Below are 17042 nucleotides of genomic sequence, written 5' to 3'. Positions count from 1 at the left end.
CAGGAGAATCCGCGACCGTGGCCACCACGAACGACCTCAAGAACGGCATGGTGCTCAAGCTCGACGCGGGCCAGCTGTGGTCCGTTGTCGAGTTCCAGCACGTCAAGCCCGGCAAGGGCGGCGCCTTCGTCCGCACCAAGCTGAAGAACGTGCTCTCCGGCAAGGTGGTCGACAAGACCTTCAACGCCGGCACCAAGGTCGAGACCGCCACCGTCGACCGGCGTGACATGCAGTTCTCGTACAAGGACGGCGAGTACTTCGTCTTCATGGACATGGAGACCTACGACCAGCTGCATGTCGACCCGGCGGTCGTCGGCGATGCCGCCAACTACCTGCTGGAGGGGTTCGGGGCGACGGTCGCCATCCACGAGGGCAACCCGCTCTTCGTGGAGCTGCCCGCGGCCGTGGAGCTGACCGTGGCGCACACCGAGCCCGGCCTGCAGGGCGACCGGTCCACCGGCGGCACCAAGCCCGCCACCCTGGAGACCGGCTTCGAGATCCAGGTTCCGCTGTTCATCACCACCGGCGAGAAGATCAAGGTGGACACCCGCTCGGGGGACTACCTCGGCCGGGTGAGCGGCTAAGTGGCGGCACGCAGCAAGGCACGTGTCCGCGCCCTGCAGATCCTTTTCGAGGCGGATCAGCGCGACACCCGTCCGGCCACCGTGCTCGCCGAGTGGATACGCCACGCCCAGGAGGACGAACGCCATCCCCGGGTCTCGGAGTACACGGTGCGGCTGGTCGAGGGCTACACCGAGCACGCCGGGCGGATCGACGAGCTGATCGCCGCCTACGCGGTCGGCTGGCCGCTGGACCGGATGCCGGGCGTGGACCGCTCCATCCTCCGGATGGGCACCTACGAGCTGCTCTGGGAGGACGACACCCCGGACCCGGTGGTGCTGGACGAGGCCGTGCAGCTGGCCCGCGAGTACTCCACCGACGAGTCCCCGGGGTTCGTCAACGGACTGCTGGGCCGGCTGAAGGACCTCAAGCCCACCCTGCGGCGCTGAGCCGGAGCGGCGGTCGGAACAGACGGAAGGGGCGGGCCGGAGACCCGGAGGTCTCCGGCCCGCCCCTTCCGCTCCGAACGGTCGGAAGCCGGCCGACGGGGGTTCAGCCCTCCTCGGTCTGCACCGCACGGCGGGCATCCGCGCCGAGCACGCCCCAGCTGATGAGCTGCTCGGTGAGCACCGACGGCGACTGGTCGTAGATCACGGCCAGGGTGCGCAGATCGTCCTGACGGATCGAGAGCACCTTGCCGTTGTAGTCACCGCGCTGGCTCTGGATGGTGGCCACGTAACGCTGCAGCGGACCCGCCTTCTCGGACGGCACCTGGACCAGCCGCTCCAGGTCCAGTACGAGTTTCGGCGGGGGCTCGGCGGCGCCGGCGGGCGTCGACCCGGGAAGCAGCTCCTGGACCGGCACACCGTAGAACTCCGCCAGCTCCGCGAGGCGCTGCACGGTGACCGCCCGGTCACCACGCTCGTAGGAACCGACCACGACCGCTTTCCACCGGCCCTGGGACTTCTCCTCCACGCCATGGAGCGACAAACCCTGCTGGGTACGGATCGCCCGGAGCTTGGCTCCGAGTTGTTTGGCGTATTCGCTGGACATGTGACTCCCCGGACGGCTCTGCTGTTACTCACTGTGAGGTTACGCAGCGTGATGGAAACCGTCAAGCTGAAACCGGCGATACGTTTCTGACCTGGGGAGATGCCCAGGATTCCGGTAGCGGAAGGGGCGGGAGTGGCGTACGGCAATGCTGCGGTATGCTCGGGAAACGACCGCGCCGGGCTGCTGTGCGAGCCGGTTGTGTTCACCCTGGGGTATTCCTCCCGCGGGTCCACGCAACCGTCCGCGGTGTCCCGGACGGTTTTCCAGACGTCCTTTAAGGCCCGTCCCGTGAGGCGGGGAAGGAGGTCCGTTCCGCATGGACAGCACCAACAGCACCAGCAGCCCCGACGGCGCAGCCGCCGCCCGCACCGTCCTGGAGGGCCCGGACATCGCCCGGGCGCTCACCCGCATCGCGCACGAGATCGTCGAACGCACCAAGGGCGCCGACGACGTGCTGCTGCTCGGCATCCCCACCCGCGGCGTCCATCTGGCCCGCCGCCTGGCCGCCCGGCTCGGCGACATCGCCGGACACCCGATGCCGGCCGGCTCCCTCGACATCACCATGTACCGGGACGATCTCCGGCTGCGGCCCGCCCGCGCGCTGGCCCGCACCGAGGTCCCCGGCGAATCCATCGACGGCCGGCTCGTCGTCCTGGTGGACGACGTCCTCTTCTCCGGACGCACCATCCGCGCCGCCCTCGACGCGCTCGGCGACCTCGGCCGCCCCCGCGCCGTGCAGCTCGCGGTCCTGGTCGACCGCGGCCACCGGGAACTGCCCATCCGCGCCGACTACGTGGGCAAGAACATCCCCACCTCGCTGCGCGAGGCGGTGCGGGTCCAGCTCACCGAGGAGGACGGCCGGGACGGCGTACGGCTCGGCCTGCGCGAGTCCGCACCCACCACCCCGGACCGCTAGCCCCGCACGCCCCGCGGCCCGCCCCCGGGCGGTCCCGCCGGGGCACCCGCGCCTGCCCGCACCCGCCCCGTCCCACGCCCGCACGCATCCAAGGCCCCAAGGCACACCGAAGGCAACGATGAAGCGCCATCTCATCTCGGCCGCCGACCTGACCCGCGACGACGCCGTGCTGATTCTCGACACCGCCGAGGAACTCGCCAGGCTCTCCGACCGGCCGATGAAGAAGCTCCCGACCCTGCGCGGGCGCACCGTGGTCACCCTCTTCTTCGAGGACTCCACGCGCACCCGCATCTCCTTCGAGGCCGCCGCCAAGCGGCTCTCCGCCGACGTCATCAACTTCTCCGCCAAGGGCTCCTCGGTCTCCAAGGGGGAATCCCTCAAGGACACCGCGCAGACCCTGGAGGCCATGGGCGCCGACGCCGTGATCGTCCGGCACGGCGCCTCCGGCGCCCCCTACCGGCTGGCCACCTCCGGCTGGATCGACGCCGCCGTGATCAACGCCGGTGACGGCACCCACCAGCACCCCACCCAGGCGCTGCTGGACGCCTTCACCATGCGCCGCCGGCTGCTCGGCCCGGACGGAGGACTGGGCCGCGACCTGTCCGGCCGGCGCATCACCATCACCGGCGACATCCTGCACAGCCGGGTGGCCCGCTCCAACGTCGGCCTGCTGGCCACCCTGGGCGCCGAGGTCACCCTGGTCGGCCCGCCCACCCTGTTCCCGGTCGGCGCGGAGAACTGGCCCTGCGAGATCTCCTACGACCTCGACGCCGTCCTGCCCAAGAGCGACGCGGTGATGATGCTGCGGGTCCAGCGGGAACGCATGGGTGGCGCCTTCTTCCCCACCGAGCGCGAATACGCCCGCCGCTACGGCCTGGACGCCGCCCGGATGGCCCGGATGCCCGGCCACGCCGTCGTGATGCACCCGGGCCCGATGAACCGCGGCATGGAGATCACCGCGGAGGTGGCCGACTCGCCCCGCTGCACCGCGGTCGAGCAGGTCACCGCCGGGGTGTCCGTCCGGATGGCCGTGCTGTACCTGCTGCTCGGCGGGGCCCAGCCGCCCGCCGGGCAGGCCCCCGCCGAGCCGCCGGCCGCCCGCCCCCGCACCGAGGAGAACCACTGACATGAGCAAGACGCTGATCCGCGGCGCCCGGGTCCTGGGCGGGGAACCGCAGGACGTGCTGATCGAGGACGGGACCGTCGCCGCCGTCGGCGACGGCCCGGACACCGCGGCCCGGGCGGACGGCGCCACGGTGATCGAGGCGGCGGGCCGGATCCTGCTGCCCGGCCTGGTGGACCTGCACACCCATCTGCGCGAGCCCGGCCGGGAGGACTCCGAGACCGTGCGCACCGGCACCCGGGCCGCCGCCCGCGGCGGCTACACCGCGGTGCACGCCATGGCCAACACCTTCCCGGTCGCCGACACCGCCGGTGTGGTGGAGCAGGTCTGGCGGCTGGGCCGGGAGGCCGGATACTGCGACGTCCAGCCGGTCGGCGCGGTCACCGTCGGGCTGGAGGGCAAGCAGCTCGCCGAACTCGGCGCCATGCACGAGTCGGCCGCCGCCGTCACCGTCTTCTCCGACGACGGCAAGTGCGTGGACGACGCGGTGATCATGCGGCGCGCGCTGGAGTACGTGAAGGCCTTCGACGGGGTGATCGCCCAGCACGCCCAGGAGCCCCGGCTCACCGAGGGCGCCCAGATGAACGAGGGCCCGGTCTCCGCCGAACTCGGCCTGGCCGGCTGGCCCGCGGTGGCCGAGGAATCGGTCATCGCCCGGGACGTGCTGCTCGCCGCCCACGTCGGCTCCCGGGTGCACATCTGCCACCTGTCCACCGCCGGCTCGGTGGAGATCGTCCGCTGGGCCAAGTCCCGGGGCATGCCGGTGACCGCCGAGGTCACCCCGCACCACCTGCTGCTCACCGACGAACTGGTGCGGTCCTACGACCCGGTCTACAAGGTCAACCCGCCGCTGCGCACCGAGGCGGACGTGCGGGCCCTGCGGGAGGCGCTGGCCGACGGCACCATCGACGTGGTGGCCACCGACCATGCCCCGCACCCGCAGGAGGACAAGGACTGCGAATGGGCCGCGGCGGCCATGGGCATGGTCGGGCTGGAGACCGCGCTGTCCGTGGTGCAGCACGCCATGGTGGACACCGGGCTGCTGGACTGGGCGGGGGTCGCCGAGCGGATGTCCTTCCGGCCCGCCCGTATCGGCCGGCTGCCCGGACAGGGCCGCCCGGTCGCCGCCGGGGAGCCCGCCAACCTCACCCTGTGGGACCCCGGCCACCGCTCGCCGGTGGAGCCCTCGGCGTTCGCCTCGCGCAGCCGCAACACCCCGTACCGGGGGATGGAGCTGCCCGGCCGGGTCACCCACACCTTCCTGCGCGGCCGCGCCACGGTGTCCGACGGCGCCCTGACGGACGGAGCCGCGGCATGAGCGCGGGCATCACCGCCGCCGCCGCCGGGACGGGCGGGGCCGCCTGGCCCGGCTACCTGGCCTGGACGATCGGGCTGGCCCTGGTCGTGGTCCTGGTCTACTGGCTGATGCGGCAGGGCTGGCAGTGGCGGGGCCTGCTCCAGTCCGATCTGCCCGCGCTGCCCGCCCCACCCGAGGCGGCGGCCCCCGGCCCGGACGACGGCCGGCTGCGGCTGGCCGGGCGCTACCACGGCACCACCACCGCCGGGCAGTGGCTGGACCGGATCGTCGCCCACGGCCTCGGCGTGCGCAGCCGGGCCGAGCTGACCCTCACCGAGGGCGGGGTCCGGGTCGACCGGCCCGGCGCGCAGGACTTCTTCATCCCCGCCTCCCGGCTGCGCGGCGCACGCCTGGACAAGGCCATCGCCGGCAAGGTGCTCACCGAGAACGCGCTGCTGGTGATCACCTGGGAGCACGGCGGCCGGCTGCTGGACTCCGGCTTCCGCTCCGACCGGGCCGCCCAGCACCCCGGCTGGGTGGACGCCCTCACCGCCCTCGCCGGGCGGCAGGCCGGCAGCACGGCCGGCCCGCCCGGCACGACCGCACCGCGGGCCGCGCGGCAGCGCGACGGCCGGCCCGCGGCCGGACAGCACCACCAGGAAGGCACACCATGACCACCGCTGCGACGAACCCCGCCGGCGGCGGACGCCCTGCCGCCGTACTGGTCCTGGAGGACGGCCGCACCTTCCGCGGCCGCGCCTACGGGGCCGTGGGGGAGACCTTCGGCGAGGCCGTGTTCTCCACCGGCATGACCGGCTACCAGGAGACCCTCACCGACCCCTCCTACCACCGCCAGGTGGTCGTGATGACCGCCCCGCACATCGGCAACACCGGCGTCAACGACGAGGACCCCGAATCCCGCCGCATCTGGGTGGCCGGCTACGTGGTGCGCGACCCGGCCCGGGTCTCCTCCAACTGGCGCGCCCGGCGCGGCCTGGAGGAGGAGCTGACCGCCCAGGGCGTGGTCGGCATCAGCGGCATCGACACCCGCGCCCTCACCCGCCATCTGCGCGAGCGCGGCGCCATGCGGGTCGGCATCTTCTCCGGCCCGGCGATCGACCGCCACGAGGAGCTGCTGGCCCGGGTGCGGGCCGTGCCGCCGATGAAGGGCGCCGACCTGGCCGCCGAGGTGGCCACCACCGAGCCGTACACCGTCCCGGCCCTCGGGGAGAAGCGGTTCACCGTGGCCGCCGTGGACCTGGGCATCAAGGGCATGACCCCGCACCGGATGGCCGAGCGCGGCATCGAGGTGCACGTGCTGCCCGCCACCGCCACCGCCGCGGACATCGAGGCCGTCCGGCCCGACGGCGTGTTCTTCTCCAACGGCCCCGGCGACCCGGCCGCCGCGGAGCACGCCGTGGAGCTGATGCGCGGCGTGCTGGAGCGCCGTACCCCGCTGTTCGGCATCTGCTTCGGCAACCAGATCCTCGGCCGGGCGCTCGGCTTCGGCACCTACAAGCTGAAGTACGGGCACCGCGGCATCAACCAGCCGGTGCAGGACCGCACCACCGGCAAGGTGGAGGTCACCGCGCACAACCACGGCTTCGCGGTGGACGCCCCGCTGGACGGCGCCACCGACACCCCCTACGGCCGGGTCGAGGTCAGCCACGTCTGCCTCAACGACAACGTGGTGGAGGGCCTGCGGCTGCTGGACCGGCCCGCGTTCAGCGTCCAGTACCACCCCGAGGCGGCGGCCGGACCGCACGACGCCGCCTACCTGTTCGACCGCTTCGTTTCGCTGATGGAGGCCCACCGTGCCGAAGCGCACTGACATCCAGTCCGTACTGGTGATCGGTTCGGGCCCGATCGTCATCGGCCAGGCCGCCGAGTTCGACTACTCCGGCACCCAGGCCTGCCGGGTGCTCAAGGCCGAGGGCCTGCGGGTGATCCTGGTCAACTCCAACCCGGCGACCATCATGACCGACCCGGAGATGGCCGACGCCACCTATGTCGAGCCCATCACCCCGGAGTTCGTCGAGAAGATCATCGCCAAGGAGCGGCCGGACGCGCTGCTGCCCACCCTGGGCGGCCAGACCGCGCTCAACGCCGCCATCGCCCTGCACGAGGCCGGCACCCTGGAGAAGTACGGCGTCGAGCTGATCGGCGCCAATGTGGCCGCCATCCGCAAGGGCGAGGACCGCGACCAGTTCAAGGAGGTCGTGGAGCGGGTCCGGGAGAAGACCGGGCACGGCGAGTCCGCCCGTTCGGTGATCTGCCACTCCATGGACGAGGTGCTGGCCGGGGTGGAGACCCTGGGCGGCTACCCCGTGGTCGTCCGGCCCTCCTTCACCATGGGCGGCGCCGGCTCCGGCTTCGCCCACGACGAGGAGGAACTGCGCCGCATCGCCGGCCAGGGCCTGGCGCTCTCCCCGACCACCGAGGTGCTCCTGGAGGAGTCCATCCTGGGCTGGAAGGAGTACGAGCTGGAGCTGATGCGCGACAGGCACGACAACGTGGTCGTGGTCTGCTCCATCGAGAACCTCGACCCGATGGGCGTGCACACCGGCGACTCCATCACCGTCGCCCCGGCCATGACCCTCACCGACCGCGAGTACCAGGTCCTGCGGGACATCGGCATCGCGGTGATCCGGGAGGTCGGGGTGGACACCGGCGGCTGCAACATCCAGTTCGCGGTCGACCCGGACAACGGGCGGGTCGTGGTCATCGAGATGAACCCCCGGGTCTCCCGCTCCTCGGCGCTCGCCTCCAAGGCCACCGGCTTCCCGATCGCGAAGATCGCCGCCAAGCTGGCCATCGGCTACACCCTGGACGAGATCCCCAACGACATCACCGAGCAGACCCCGGCCTCCTTCGAACCCACCCTGGACTACGTGGTGGTCAAGGTGCCGCGGTTCGCCTTCGAGAAGTTCCCGGCCGCCGACGCCACCCTGACCACCACCATGAAGTCGGTGGGCGAGGCCATGGCCATCGGCCGCAACTTCACCGAGGCGCTCAACAAGGCACTGCGCTCGCTGGAGAAGAAGGGCTCCCAGTTCTCCTTCACCGGGGAGCCGGGCGGCCCGGAGGAGAAGGAGGCGCTGCTGCGCACCGCCGCCGTCCCCACCGACGGGCGCCTCAACACCGTGATGCAGGCCATCCGGGCCGGCGCCACCGCCGAGGAGGTCCACGCCGCCACCCGGATCGACCCCTGGTTCGTCGACCAGTTCTTCCTGATCCACGAGGTCGCCCAGGAGATCGCCGCGGCCGAGCGGCTCACCCCCGAACTGCTGGAGCACGCCAAGCGGCACGGCTTCTCGGACCTCCAGATCGGCGAGATCCGCGGCCTGCGCGAAGAGGTGATCCGGGAGGTCCGGCACGCCCTGGGCATCCGTCCCGTCTACAAGACGGTGGACACCTGCGCCGCCGAGTTCGCCGCCCGCACCCCGTACTTCTACTCCTCCTACGACGAGGAGACCGAGGTCGCGCCGCGCCGGAAGCCCGCCGTGATCATCCTCGGCTCCGGGCCCAACCGCATCGGCCAGGGCATCGAGTTCGACTACTCCTGCGTGCACGCCTCGTTCGCGCTGAGCGCCGCCGGTTACGAGACCGTCATGGTCAACTGCAACCCGGAGACCGTCTCCACCGACTACGACACCTCCGACCGGCTCTACTTCGAGCCGCTCACCCTGGAGGACGTGCTGGAGATCGTGCACGCCGAGCGGGCCGCCGGCCCGGTGGCCGGGGTGCTGGTGCAGCTCGGCGGCCAGACCCCGCTGGGCCTGGCCCAGGGCCTGAAGGACAACGGCGTGCCGGTCGTCGGCACCCCGCCGGAGGCCATCCACGCCGCCGAGGAACGCGGCGCGTTCGGCCGGGTACTGGCCGAGGCCGGGCTGCCCGCCCCCAAGTACGGCACCGCCTTCTCCTTCGAGGAGGCCAAGCGGATCGCCGCCGAGATCGGCTACCCGGTGATGGCCCGGCCCAGCTATGTGCTGGGCGGGCGCGGCATGCAGATCGTCTACGACGAGGCCGCCCTCGCCGAGTACCTCCAGCGCCACGCCGGCCTGATCTCCGACCACCCGGTGCTCATCGACCGCTTCCTGGACGATGCCATCGAGATCGACGTGGACGCCCTCTACGACGGCCAGGAGCTCTACCTCGGCGGGGTGATGGAGCACATCGAGGAGGCCGGCATCCACTCCGGCGACTCGGCCTGCGCCCTGCCGCCCACCACCCTCGGCGGCTACGACATCAAGCGGCTGCGCACCTGCACCGAGGCCATCGCCCGGGGGGTGGGCGTGCGCGGGCTGATCAACATCCAGTTCGCCATCGCCGGGGACATCCTCTACGTGCTGGAGGCCAACCCGCGCGCCTCCCGCACCGTGCCCTTCACCTCCAAGGCCACCGCCGTGCCGCTGGCCAAGGCCGCCGCCCGGATCTCGCTCGGCGCCACCATCGCCGAACTGCGCGCCGAGGGCCTGCTGCCGGCCCGCGGGGACGGCGGCGACCTGCCGCTGGACGCGCCGATCTCGGTCAAGGAGGCGGTGCTGCCCTGGAGCCGCTTCCGCGACATCCAGGGCCGCGGCGTGGACACCGTGCTCGGCCCGGAGATGCGCTCCACCGGCGAGGTGATGGGCATCGACGCGGCCTTCGGCACCGCCTACGCCAAGTCCCAGGCCGCCGCCTACGGGGCGCTGCCCACCAGGGGCCGGGCCTTCGTCTCGCTGCGCAACCGGGACAAGCGGGCCATGATCCTGCCCGCCCGGGTGCTGGCCGAGCACGGCTTCGAACTGCTGGCCACCTCCGGCACCGCCGAGGTGCTGCGCCGCAACGGCATCCGGGCCACGGTGGTGCGCAAGCACAGCGAGGGCCCCGGCCCGGACGGCGAGCCCACCATCGTGGACCTGATCCACGACGGCAAGGTGGACCTGATCGTCAACACCCCGCACGGCACCGGCGGACGGCTCGACGGCTACGACATCCGCACCGCCGCCGTGGCCCGGGGCGTGCCCTGCCTGACCACGGTGCAGGCGCTGGCCGCCGCCACCCAGGCCATCGACGCCCTGGTGCGCGGCGCGGTCGGCGTCAGCTCCCTCCAGGAACACGCCGCCTTCCTCACCGCGGCCCGGGAGAACTGACGTGCATCCCACCCAGCACCGGGCCTACCGGCTGCTCTTCCGGCTGGCCTTCGCCCGGATGGACCCGGAGCGGGCCCACCGGCTGGCCTTCTCCTGTATCCGCGGCGCGGCCCGGGTGCCCGGCGTGCGGGGAGCCGCCGCCCGGGTGCTCGGCCACCGCGACGACGCGCTGCGGATCACCGCGCTGGGCATGGACCTGCCCGGACCGTTCGGCCTGGCCGCCGGCTTCGACAAGAACGCGGCCGGCATCGACGGCCTGGCCATGCTCGGCTTCGACCACATCGAGGTCGGCACGGTCACCGGACAGGCCCAGCCCGGCAATCCCCGGCCAAGGCTGTTCCGGCTGGTCGCCGACCGGGCGCTGATCAACCGGATGGGCTTCAACAACGAGGGCTCGGCGGCGGTGGCCGGACGGCTGCGCCGCCGCCGGGCCGGCCGTCCGCCGTTCCCGCACGCCGTGGTGGGGGTCAACATCGGCAGGACCAAGGCCGTGCCCGAGCGGGACGCGGTCGCCGACTACGTCACCTCCGCCGAGCGGCTGGCGCCGTACGCCGACTACCTGGTGGTCAACGTCAGCTCGCCCAACACCCCCGGGCTGCGCGACCTCCAGGCCACCGAGCGGCTGCGCCCGCTGCTCGCCGCGGTGCGGGAGGCCGCCGGCCGTGCCGTGCCGGAGCGGCGGGTCCCGCTGCTGGTCAAGATCGCCCCGGACCTGGCCGACGAGGACATCGACGCGGTCGCCGACCTGGCCGTGGACCTCGGCCTGGACGGCATCATCGCCACCAACACCACCATCGGCCGGGAGGGGCTGGCCACGCCGGCCGGGCGGATCGGGGAGATCGGGCCCGGCGGGCTCTCCGGCGCCCCGCTCAGGGAACGCTCGCTGGCCGTGCTGCGCCGGCTGTACGCCCGGGTGGGCGACAGGCTGGTGCTGGTGGGGGTGGGCGGCATCGAGGACGCCGAGGACGCCTGGCAGCGGGTGCTGGCCGGGGCCACCCTGGTCCAGGGCTACAGCGCCTTCGTCTACCGCGGGCCGTTCTGGCCCCGGGCGGTGCGCAAGGGCCTGGCGGCGCGGCTGCGGAACAGCCCCTATCCCACCCTCGCCGACGCGGTCGGCGCCGCGGCCCGGAAGGCGGAGACCCGATGACCGGCACTCCCGGAGGCGTTCCCGGCAGCACCTCCGGCGCGCCCGAGCCGTTCGGGGCCCGGCTGCGGCGGGCCATGGGAACCCGTGGCCCGCTCTGCGTGGGCATCGACCCGCACGCCTCGCTGCTGGCCGGCTGGGGCCTGGACGACGACGTGGCCGGCCTGGAGCGCTTCACCCGCACCGTGGTGGAGGCCCTGGCCGACCGGGTCTCGGTGCTCAAGCCGCAGGCCGCCTTCTTCGAGCGCCACGGCTCGCGGGGCCTGGCGGTGCTGGAGCGCGCCATCGCCGACGCCCGTTCGGCCGGCGCGCTGGTGCTGACCGATGCCAAGCGCGGCGACATCGGCTCCACCATGGCCGCCTACGCCGACGCCTTCCTCACCCCGGGCAGCCCGCTGTGCTCCGACGCCGTCACGGTCAGCCCCTTCCTGGGATTCGGCTCGCTGCGGCCCGCCCTGGACGCCGCCCGGCGCTTCGGCGGCGGGGTCTTCGTGCTGGCCCTGACCTCCAACCCGGAGGGCCCCGAGGTGCAGCGGGCCACCGCCGTCGGCGGCCGTCCGGTCGCCCAGGTGATCCTGGACCATCTCGCCGAGGAGAACCGGGGCCCGGAGCCGCTGGGCTCCTTCGGCGCGGTGGTCGGCGCCACCCTGGCCGAGGCCGGGGTGGACCTGGACATGGGCGGGCCGCTGCTGGCGCCCGGGCTGGGCGCCCAGGGGGCCACCGCCGCGGACCTGCCGCGGCTGTTCGGTGCCGCCGTGCACCGGGTGCTGCCCTCGGTCAGCCGCGGGGTGCTGAGCCGGGGCCCCTCGGCGGAGGGACTGCGCCAGGCCGTCCGGGAGGAGTCGGAGCGGCTGGCGGCGGCGCTGGACGGCCGGGAACGGGTGTCGGAAAGGTGAGCCGGACGCCCTTGCCGGCCCGCGCGCCGGGCGTGTGAGCGGCCGGCCCCGGCTCTCCTTCCCGCCGGAGGGAAGGATTCCGGACCGAAAACGGCCATGGTTTTGTCCGGGAATGTCCCTTTCAGTAGAGGCTGACCAGGAGTTTTCGGCTGATCTCGCTGACTGTGGCGCGTTGGGCCGCTAGTCTCCGACGAGAGCGGAGTTGCAGGGCGCGTTGCATGTTGCTCCGCCGGGTGCGGGGCCGTTAGGTTCCTCACCACATCCGTATCCGACAGTTCGACACCTGAGGTGACGTAGGCGTGGCTCTTCCGCCCCTTACCCCTGAACAGCGCGCTGCCGCGCTCGAAAAGGCCGCCGCGGCTCGCCGGGAGCGCGCCGAGGTCAAGAATCGGCTCAAGCACTCCGGCGCCTCGCTCCACGAGGTGATCAAGCAGGGCCAGGAGAACGATGTCATCGGCAAGATGAAGGTCTCCGCCCTGCTCGAGTCCATGCCCGGTGTGGGCAAGGTCCGGGCCAAGCAGATCATGGAGCGGATCGGCATCTCCGAGAGCCGGCGAGTCCGCGGACTCGGCTCCAACCAGATCGCGGCGCTTGAGCGTGAATTCGGGGCCGGCTCCTCCTGAATTTCTCGGCGCGGCGGGTAGCCGGGATAATCACCGCATGAGTGGTGCATCCCGGGGGGCGGCCCCCGCAACACCGGCCGGTCGTCCGCGACTGACCGTGCTCTCCGGTCCCTCCGGGGTCGGCAAGAGCACGGTCGTCGCGCACCTCCGCAAGGCCCATCCCGAGGTCTGGCTCTCGGTATCGGCCACCACGCGGAGACCACGCCCGGGCGAGCGGCACGGTGTGCAGTACTTCTTCGTCGAGGACGAGGAGTTCGACAAGCTCATCGCCAACGGGGAGCTGCTGGAGTGGGCCGAGTTCGCCGGCAACCGCTACGGCACTCCCCGTCGGCCTGTCCTGGACCGGCTGGAGGCGGGCGAGCCGGTGCTGCTGGAGATCGACCTCCAGGGCGCCCGGCAGGTGCGCGAGGCCATGCCCGACGCCCGGCTGGTCTTCCTCGCGCCGCCGTCCTGGGAGGAGCTGGTGCGCCGGCTCACCGGGCGGGGCACCGAGGCCCCGGAGGTCATCCGGCGCCGGCTGGACGCCGCCCGGGTGGAGCTGGCCGCCGAGTCGGAGTTCGACCTGACCCTGGTCAACACCTCCGTCGAGGCCGTGGTCGCCGAGCTGCTAGCCTTGATGAGTCTGTCCTGATCTTTTGCCCGATCACCGTTCACAACCCCATTCGGAGGCAGCGCGTGTCCTCGTCCATCGCCCCGCCGGAGGGCATCATCAACCCTCCGATCGACGAGCTGCTTGAGGCCACCGACTCGAAGTACAGCCTGGTGATCTACGCCGCCAAGCGCGCCCGCCAGATCAACGCGTACTACTCGCAGCTCGGCGAGGGCCTCCTGGAGTACGTCGGCCCCCTGGTGGACACCCACGTGCACGAGAAGCCGCTCTCCATTTCGCTGCGCGAGATCAACGCCGGTCTGCTGACCGCCGAGGCCATCGACGGCCCGACCGAGTAGCCGGTCCGTGGCAGAACCCGCGGCCCTGCCGGCCGAGCCGGGCGGCCCCGCACGGCCGGGCGGCCGTCCCGAGGTGGTGCTCGGCGTGAGCGGCGGCATCGCCGCCTACAAGGCCTGCGAGCTGCTGCGGCGGTTCACCGAGTCCGGGCACGCGGTCACCGTGGTGCCCACCGCCGCCGCCCTGAACTTCGTCGGCGAGGCCACCTGGTCGGCGCTGTCCGGCCGGCCCGTCGCCACCGAGGTGTGGCAGTCCGTCCACGAGGTGCCGCACGTCCGCATCGGCCGCCACGCCGACCTGGTGGTGGTGGCCCCCGCCACCGCCGACCTGCTGGCCCGGGCCGCCCACGGCCTGGCCGACGACCTGCTGACCAACACCCTGCTCACCGCCCGCTGCCCGGTGGTCTACGCACCCGCCATGCACACCGAGATGTGGGAGCATCCGGCCACCCGGGAGAACGTCGCCGCGCTGCGCCGCCGCGGCGCCCTGGTGATCGAGCCCGCCGTGGGCCGGCTGACCGGGGCGGACACCGGCAAGGGCCGGCTCCCCGAGCCGGAGGCCCTGTTCGCGTTCTGCCGCCGGGTGCTGGCCCGCGGGCCGCGCGCCGCCGAGCAGGATCTGGCCGGCCGCCATGTGGTGATCAGCGCCGGGGGCACCCGCGAGCCGCTGGACCCGGTGCGCTATCTGGGCAACCGCTCCTCCGGCAAGCAGGGGTACGCCCTGGCCCGTACCGCGCTGGCGCGCGGTGCCCGGGTCACCCTGGTCGCCGCCAACACCGAGCTGCCCGATCCGGCCGGCGCCGAGGTGATCCGGGTCGGCACCGCCGAGGAGCTGCGCCGGGCGGTCACCGGGGCCGCCCGGGGCGCCGACGCCGTGGTGATGGCCGCGGCCGTGGCCGACTTCCGGCCCGCGGACCGCTCCGGCAGCAAGATCAAGAAGCGGGACGACCGGGAACCGGACCCGATCGGGCTGGTCCGCAACCCCGACATCCTGGCCGGGCTCGCCGCCGGGCGGCCCGACCCCGGGCAGCTCGTGGTCGGCTTCGCCGCCGAGACCGACGACGTGCTGGCCAACGGCCGCGCCAAGCTGGCCCGCAAGGGCTGTGACCTGCTGGTGGTCAACCAGGTCGGGGAACGGCTGGCCTTCGGCACCGAGGAGAACGAGGCCGTCATCCTGGACGCCCGGGGGCCGGAGATCATGGTCCCGCACGGCCCCAAGGAGGCGCTCGCCGACCGGGTCTGGGATGCCGTGGTGGCCCGCTGGGACTCGGCCCACCCCGCCTGACCTGCACGGAATCCCCACGGCCCGGCCGGTCGCCCAGTAACCGGACAGACTCTGCCCGCGCACGTGTCCGGACCGATATGCTGGCCGGGAACGGCCGTCGAGCCCGAACACCGTGGCCGTGCATTCCTCTTCGTCAGTCAGCAGCCGCTGCAAACCCAGGGAGCGCCGTGTCCCGCCGTCTGTTCACCTCGGAATCCGTGACCGAGGGCCACCCGGACAAGATCGCCGACCAGATCAGCGACACCATTCTCGACGCCCTCCTCAAGGAGGACCCGTCCTCCCGGGTCGCCGTGGAGACCCTGATCACCACCGGCCTGGTGCACGTGGCCGGCGAGGTCACCACCAAGGCATACGCGGACATCGCCGGACTGGTGCGCGGCAAGATCCTGGACATCGGCTACGACTCCTCCAAGAAGGGCTTCGACGGCGCCTCCTGCGGCGTCTCGGTGTCGATCGGCGCGCAGTCGCCGGACATCGCCCAGGGCGTGGACACCGCCTACGAGGCCCGGGTCGAGGGCGAGGACGACGAACTCGACCGGCAGGGCGCCGGTGACCAGGGCCTGATGTTCGGCTACGCCTGCGACGACACCCCCGAGCTGATGCCGCTGCCGATCACCCTGGCGCACCGGCTGGCCGCCCGCCTCACCGAGGCGCGGAAGAACGGCACCATCCCCTACCTGCGGCCGGACGGCAAGACCCAGGTCACCATCGAGTACGACGGCGAGCGTCCGGTGCGGCTCGACACCGTGGTGGTGTCCAGCCAGCACGCCTCCGACATCGACCTGGACTCGCTGCTCACCCCGGACATCCGGGAGTTCGTGGTGGAGCCGGAGCTCGCCGCACTGGCCGAGCAGGGCATCAGCCTGTCCACCGAGGACTACCGGCTGCTGGTCAACCCCACCGGGCGGTTCGAGATCGGCGGCCCGATGGGCGACGCCGGGCTGACCGGCCGGAAGATCATCATCGACACCTACGGCGGCATGGCCCGGCACGGCGGCGGCGCCTTCTCCGGCAAGGACCCCTCCAAGGTGGACCGCTCCGCCGCCTACGCCATGCGCTGGGTCGCCAAGAACGTGGTCGCCGCCGGGCTGGCCCGCCGCTGCGAGGTGCAGGTCGCCTACGCCATCGGCAAGGCCGAGCCGGTGGGCCTGTTCGTGGAGACCTTCGGCACCGCCGCGGTCGCCACGGACCGGATCGAGAAGGCCATCTCCGAGGTCTTCGACCTGCGCCCGGCCGCCATCATCCGCGACCTGGACCTGCTGCGGCCGATCTACTCCCAGACCGCCGCCTACGGCCACTTCGGCCGTGAGCTGCCGGACTTCACCTGGGAGACCACCGACCGGGTCGACGCCCTGCGCCGCGCCGCCGGCCTGTAGGCCGCCCCCTCCGCCGCCTGCCGCAGCCGCCGGGTTCCGTGCCCGGCGGCTGTCCGCGTTCCCGCCGGACTCCGCCGGGCCGCCGGCGGCGCCGGGAGGCCGCGGTGTCGGCGCGGTCTGGTGTACTGGGCTGGTGAGCAGCGGTGAAGGCGGCCGGAGCGCCGGGGAGGGAGAGCCGGGCGCGGGCGGCGCCGAACAGCTTTCGCTGATCCGGGCGGCCCGAAGGAAGTCCGCGCCCCGCGCCCGCCCGCGCACCTGGCGCGGGGCACCGCTCGCCGAGCGGCTGCCCGTCGCCCGGGTCCTGGTCGACAAGGGCCAGCTCCACCTCGACCGCTACTTCGACTACGCCGTGCCCGCCGCGATGGACGGCCAGGCCCGGCCCGGTGTCCGGGTGCGGGTCCGCTTCGGCGCCGGGGAGCGGGGCGGCCGCCGCGAGGGCGGCCGGCTGATCAACGGCTTCATCGTGGAGCGTGCCGCCGAGAGCGACTTCCCCGGCGTGCTCGCCCCGATCGCCCAGGTCCTGTCCACCGAAGAGGTGCTCGGCCCCGGGCTGCTGCGGCTCTGCCGCGCGGTCGCCGACCGCTACGCCGGCTCGCTCGCCGACGTGGTGCAGCTCGCCGTGCCGCCGCGGGTGGCCCGGGCCGAGGAGGAGCCCGCCGGGGCGCCGCTGCCGCCGCCCGCCGCTCCC

General features: G+C 73.1%; 16 protein-coding genes and 1 pseudogene. 16 read left to right on the top strand and 1 reads right to left on the bottom strand.

The window, feature by feature from the left end; translation table 11 throughout:
• Positions 1-17 precede the first annotated feature (17 nt).
• Both efp and nusB read left to right on the top strand, forming a co-directional pair.
• A complete protein-coding gene (efp, locus tag GQS09_RS05280) occupies positions 18-584 on the top strand; it encodes an elongation factor P (protein ID WP_165984801.1) in 567 nt (188 codons plus the stop codon).
• Positions 585-1010, top strand: a complete 426-nt coding sequence (gene nusB, locus GQS09_RS05275; protein WP_165984800.1) for a transcription antitermination factor NusB — start codon at positions 585-587, stop codon at positions 1008-1010.
• A gap of 103 nt (positions 1011-1113) precedes the next feature.
• Here the strand turns inward: nusB and GQS09_RS05270 are convergent, their stop codons facing one another.
• Positions 1114-1614, bottom strand: coding sequence for a transcriptional regulator (locus GQS09_RS05270; RefSeq protein WP_165984799.1), 501 nt, complete (start codon positions 1612-1614; stop codon positions 1114-1116).
• 316 nt (positions 1615-1930) lie between these two features.
• Between GQS09_RS05270 and pyrR the strand changes: the two genes are divergently transcribed.
• The 14 genes and pseudogenes from pyrR to GQS09_RS05200 form a co-directional block, all read left to right on the top strand.
• Positions 1931-2530 carry a bifunctional pyr operon transcriptional regulator/uracil phosphoribosyltransferase PyrR gene (gene pyrR / locus GQS09_RS05265; protein WP_165984798.1) on the top strand — a complete coding sequence of 200 codons (600 nt, stop codon included), beginning with the start codon at positions 1931-1933 and terminating at the stop codon, positions 2528-2530.
• Between the two features lie 118 nt (positions 2531-2648).
• A complete protein-coding gene (locus GQS09_RS05260; RefSeq protein WP_165984797.1) occupies positions 2649-3656 on the top strand; it encodes an aspartate carbamoyltransferase catalytic subunit in 1008 nt (335 codons plus the stop codon).
• 1 nt (position 3657) lies between these two features.
• Positions 3658-4971: a dihydroorotase gene (locus GQS09_RS05255; RefSeq protein ID WP_165984796.1), complete on the top strand. Its 1314-nt coding sequence runs from the start codon at positions 3658-3660 to the stop codon at positions 4969-4971.
• A complete protein-coding gene (locus tag GQS09_RS05250) occupies positions 4968-5624 on the top strand; it encodes a hypothetical protein (RefSeq protein ID WP_243761133.1) in 657 nt (218 codons plus the stop codon). Before GQS09_RS05255 ends, GQS09_RS05250 begins: the two co-directional genes overlap by 4 nt.
• Positions 5621-6781, top strand: a complete 1161-nt coding sequence (gene carA / locus GQS09_RS05245; protein ID WP_165984795.1) for a glutamine-hydrolyzing carbamoyl-phosphate synthase small subunit — start codon at positions 5621-5623, stop codon at positions 6779-6781. The genes GQS09_RS05250 and carA overlap by 4 nt, the downstream gene beginning before the upstream one ends.
• Entirely contained in the window at positions 6765-10085 is a 3321-nt protein-coding gene (carB, locus tag GQS09_RS05240; protein WP_165984794.1) for a carbamoyl-phosphate synthase large subunit, read from the top strand. Before carA ends, carB begins: the two co-directional genes overlap by 17 nt.
• A gap of 1 nt (position 10086) precedes the next feature.
• On the top strand, positions 10087-11232 hold the full coding sequence (locus GQS09_RS05235) for a quinone-dependent dihydroorotate dehydrogenase (RefSeq protein WP_313895998.1): 1146 nt from the start codon (positions 10087-10089) through the stop codon (positions 11230-11232).
• Positions 11229-12125, top strand: a complete 897-nt coding sequence (gene pyrF / locus GQS09_RS05230; protein WP_165984793.1) for an orotidine-5'-phosphate decarboxylase — start codon at positions 11229-11231, stop codon at positions 12123-12125. Before GQS09_RS05235 ends, pyrF begins: the two co-directional genes overlap by 4 nt.
• Before the next feature lie 299 nt (positions 12126-12424).
• Positions 12425-12748 (top strand): integration host factor, encoded by a 324-nt coding sequence (locus GQS09_RS05225; protein WP_093839670.1) that lies wholly within the window; start codon positions 12425-12427, stop codon positions 12746-12748.
• A gap of 37 nt (positions 12749-12785) precedes the next feature.
• Positions 12786-13379, top strand: a complete 594-nt coding sequence (gmk, locus tag GQS09_RS05220) for a guanylate kinase (protein ID WP_165984792.1) — start codon at positions 12786-12788, stop codon at positions 13377-13379.
• A gap of 44 nt (positions 13380-13423) precedes the next feature.
• Positions 13424-13696 carry a DNA-directed RNA polymerase subunit omega gene (rpoZ, locus tag GQS09_RS05215; protein ID WP_093839672.1) on the top strand — a complete coding sequence of 91 codons (273 nt, stop codon included), beginning with the start codon at positions 13424-13426 and terminating at the stop codon, positions 13694-13696.
• A gap of 7 nt (positions 13697-13703) precedes the next feature.
• Positions 13704-14978, top strand: coding sequence for a bifunctional phosphopantothenoylcysteine decarboxylase/phosphopantothenate--cysteine ligase CoaBC (coaBC, locus tag GQS09_RS05210; protein ID WP_313895997.1), 1275 nt, complete (start codon positions 13704-13706; stop codon positions 14976-14978).
• 167 nt (positions 14979-15145) lie between these two features.
• Positions 15146-16354, top strand: coding sequence for a methionine adenosyltransferase (gene metK, locus GQS09_RS05205; protein ID WP_165984791.1), 1209 nt, complete (start codon positions 15146-15148; stop codon positions 16352-16354).
• Between the two features lie 133 nt (positions 16355-16487).
• Positions 16488-17042: pseudogene (locus GQS09_RS05200) on the top strand (primosome assembly protein PriA); the annotation flags it as partial.

This window comes from Streptomyces sp. YIM 98790 (assembly GCF_011421595.1).
In the GTDB taxonomy this organism is placed as follows: Bacteria; Actinomycetota; Actinomycetes; order Streptomycetales; family Streptomycetaceae; genus Streptomyces.
Note: the sequence above shows the minus strand (reverse complement) of the source record. Positions and strands in the feature narration are given on the sequence as shown.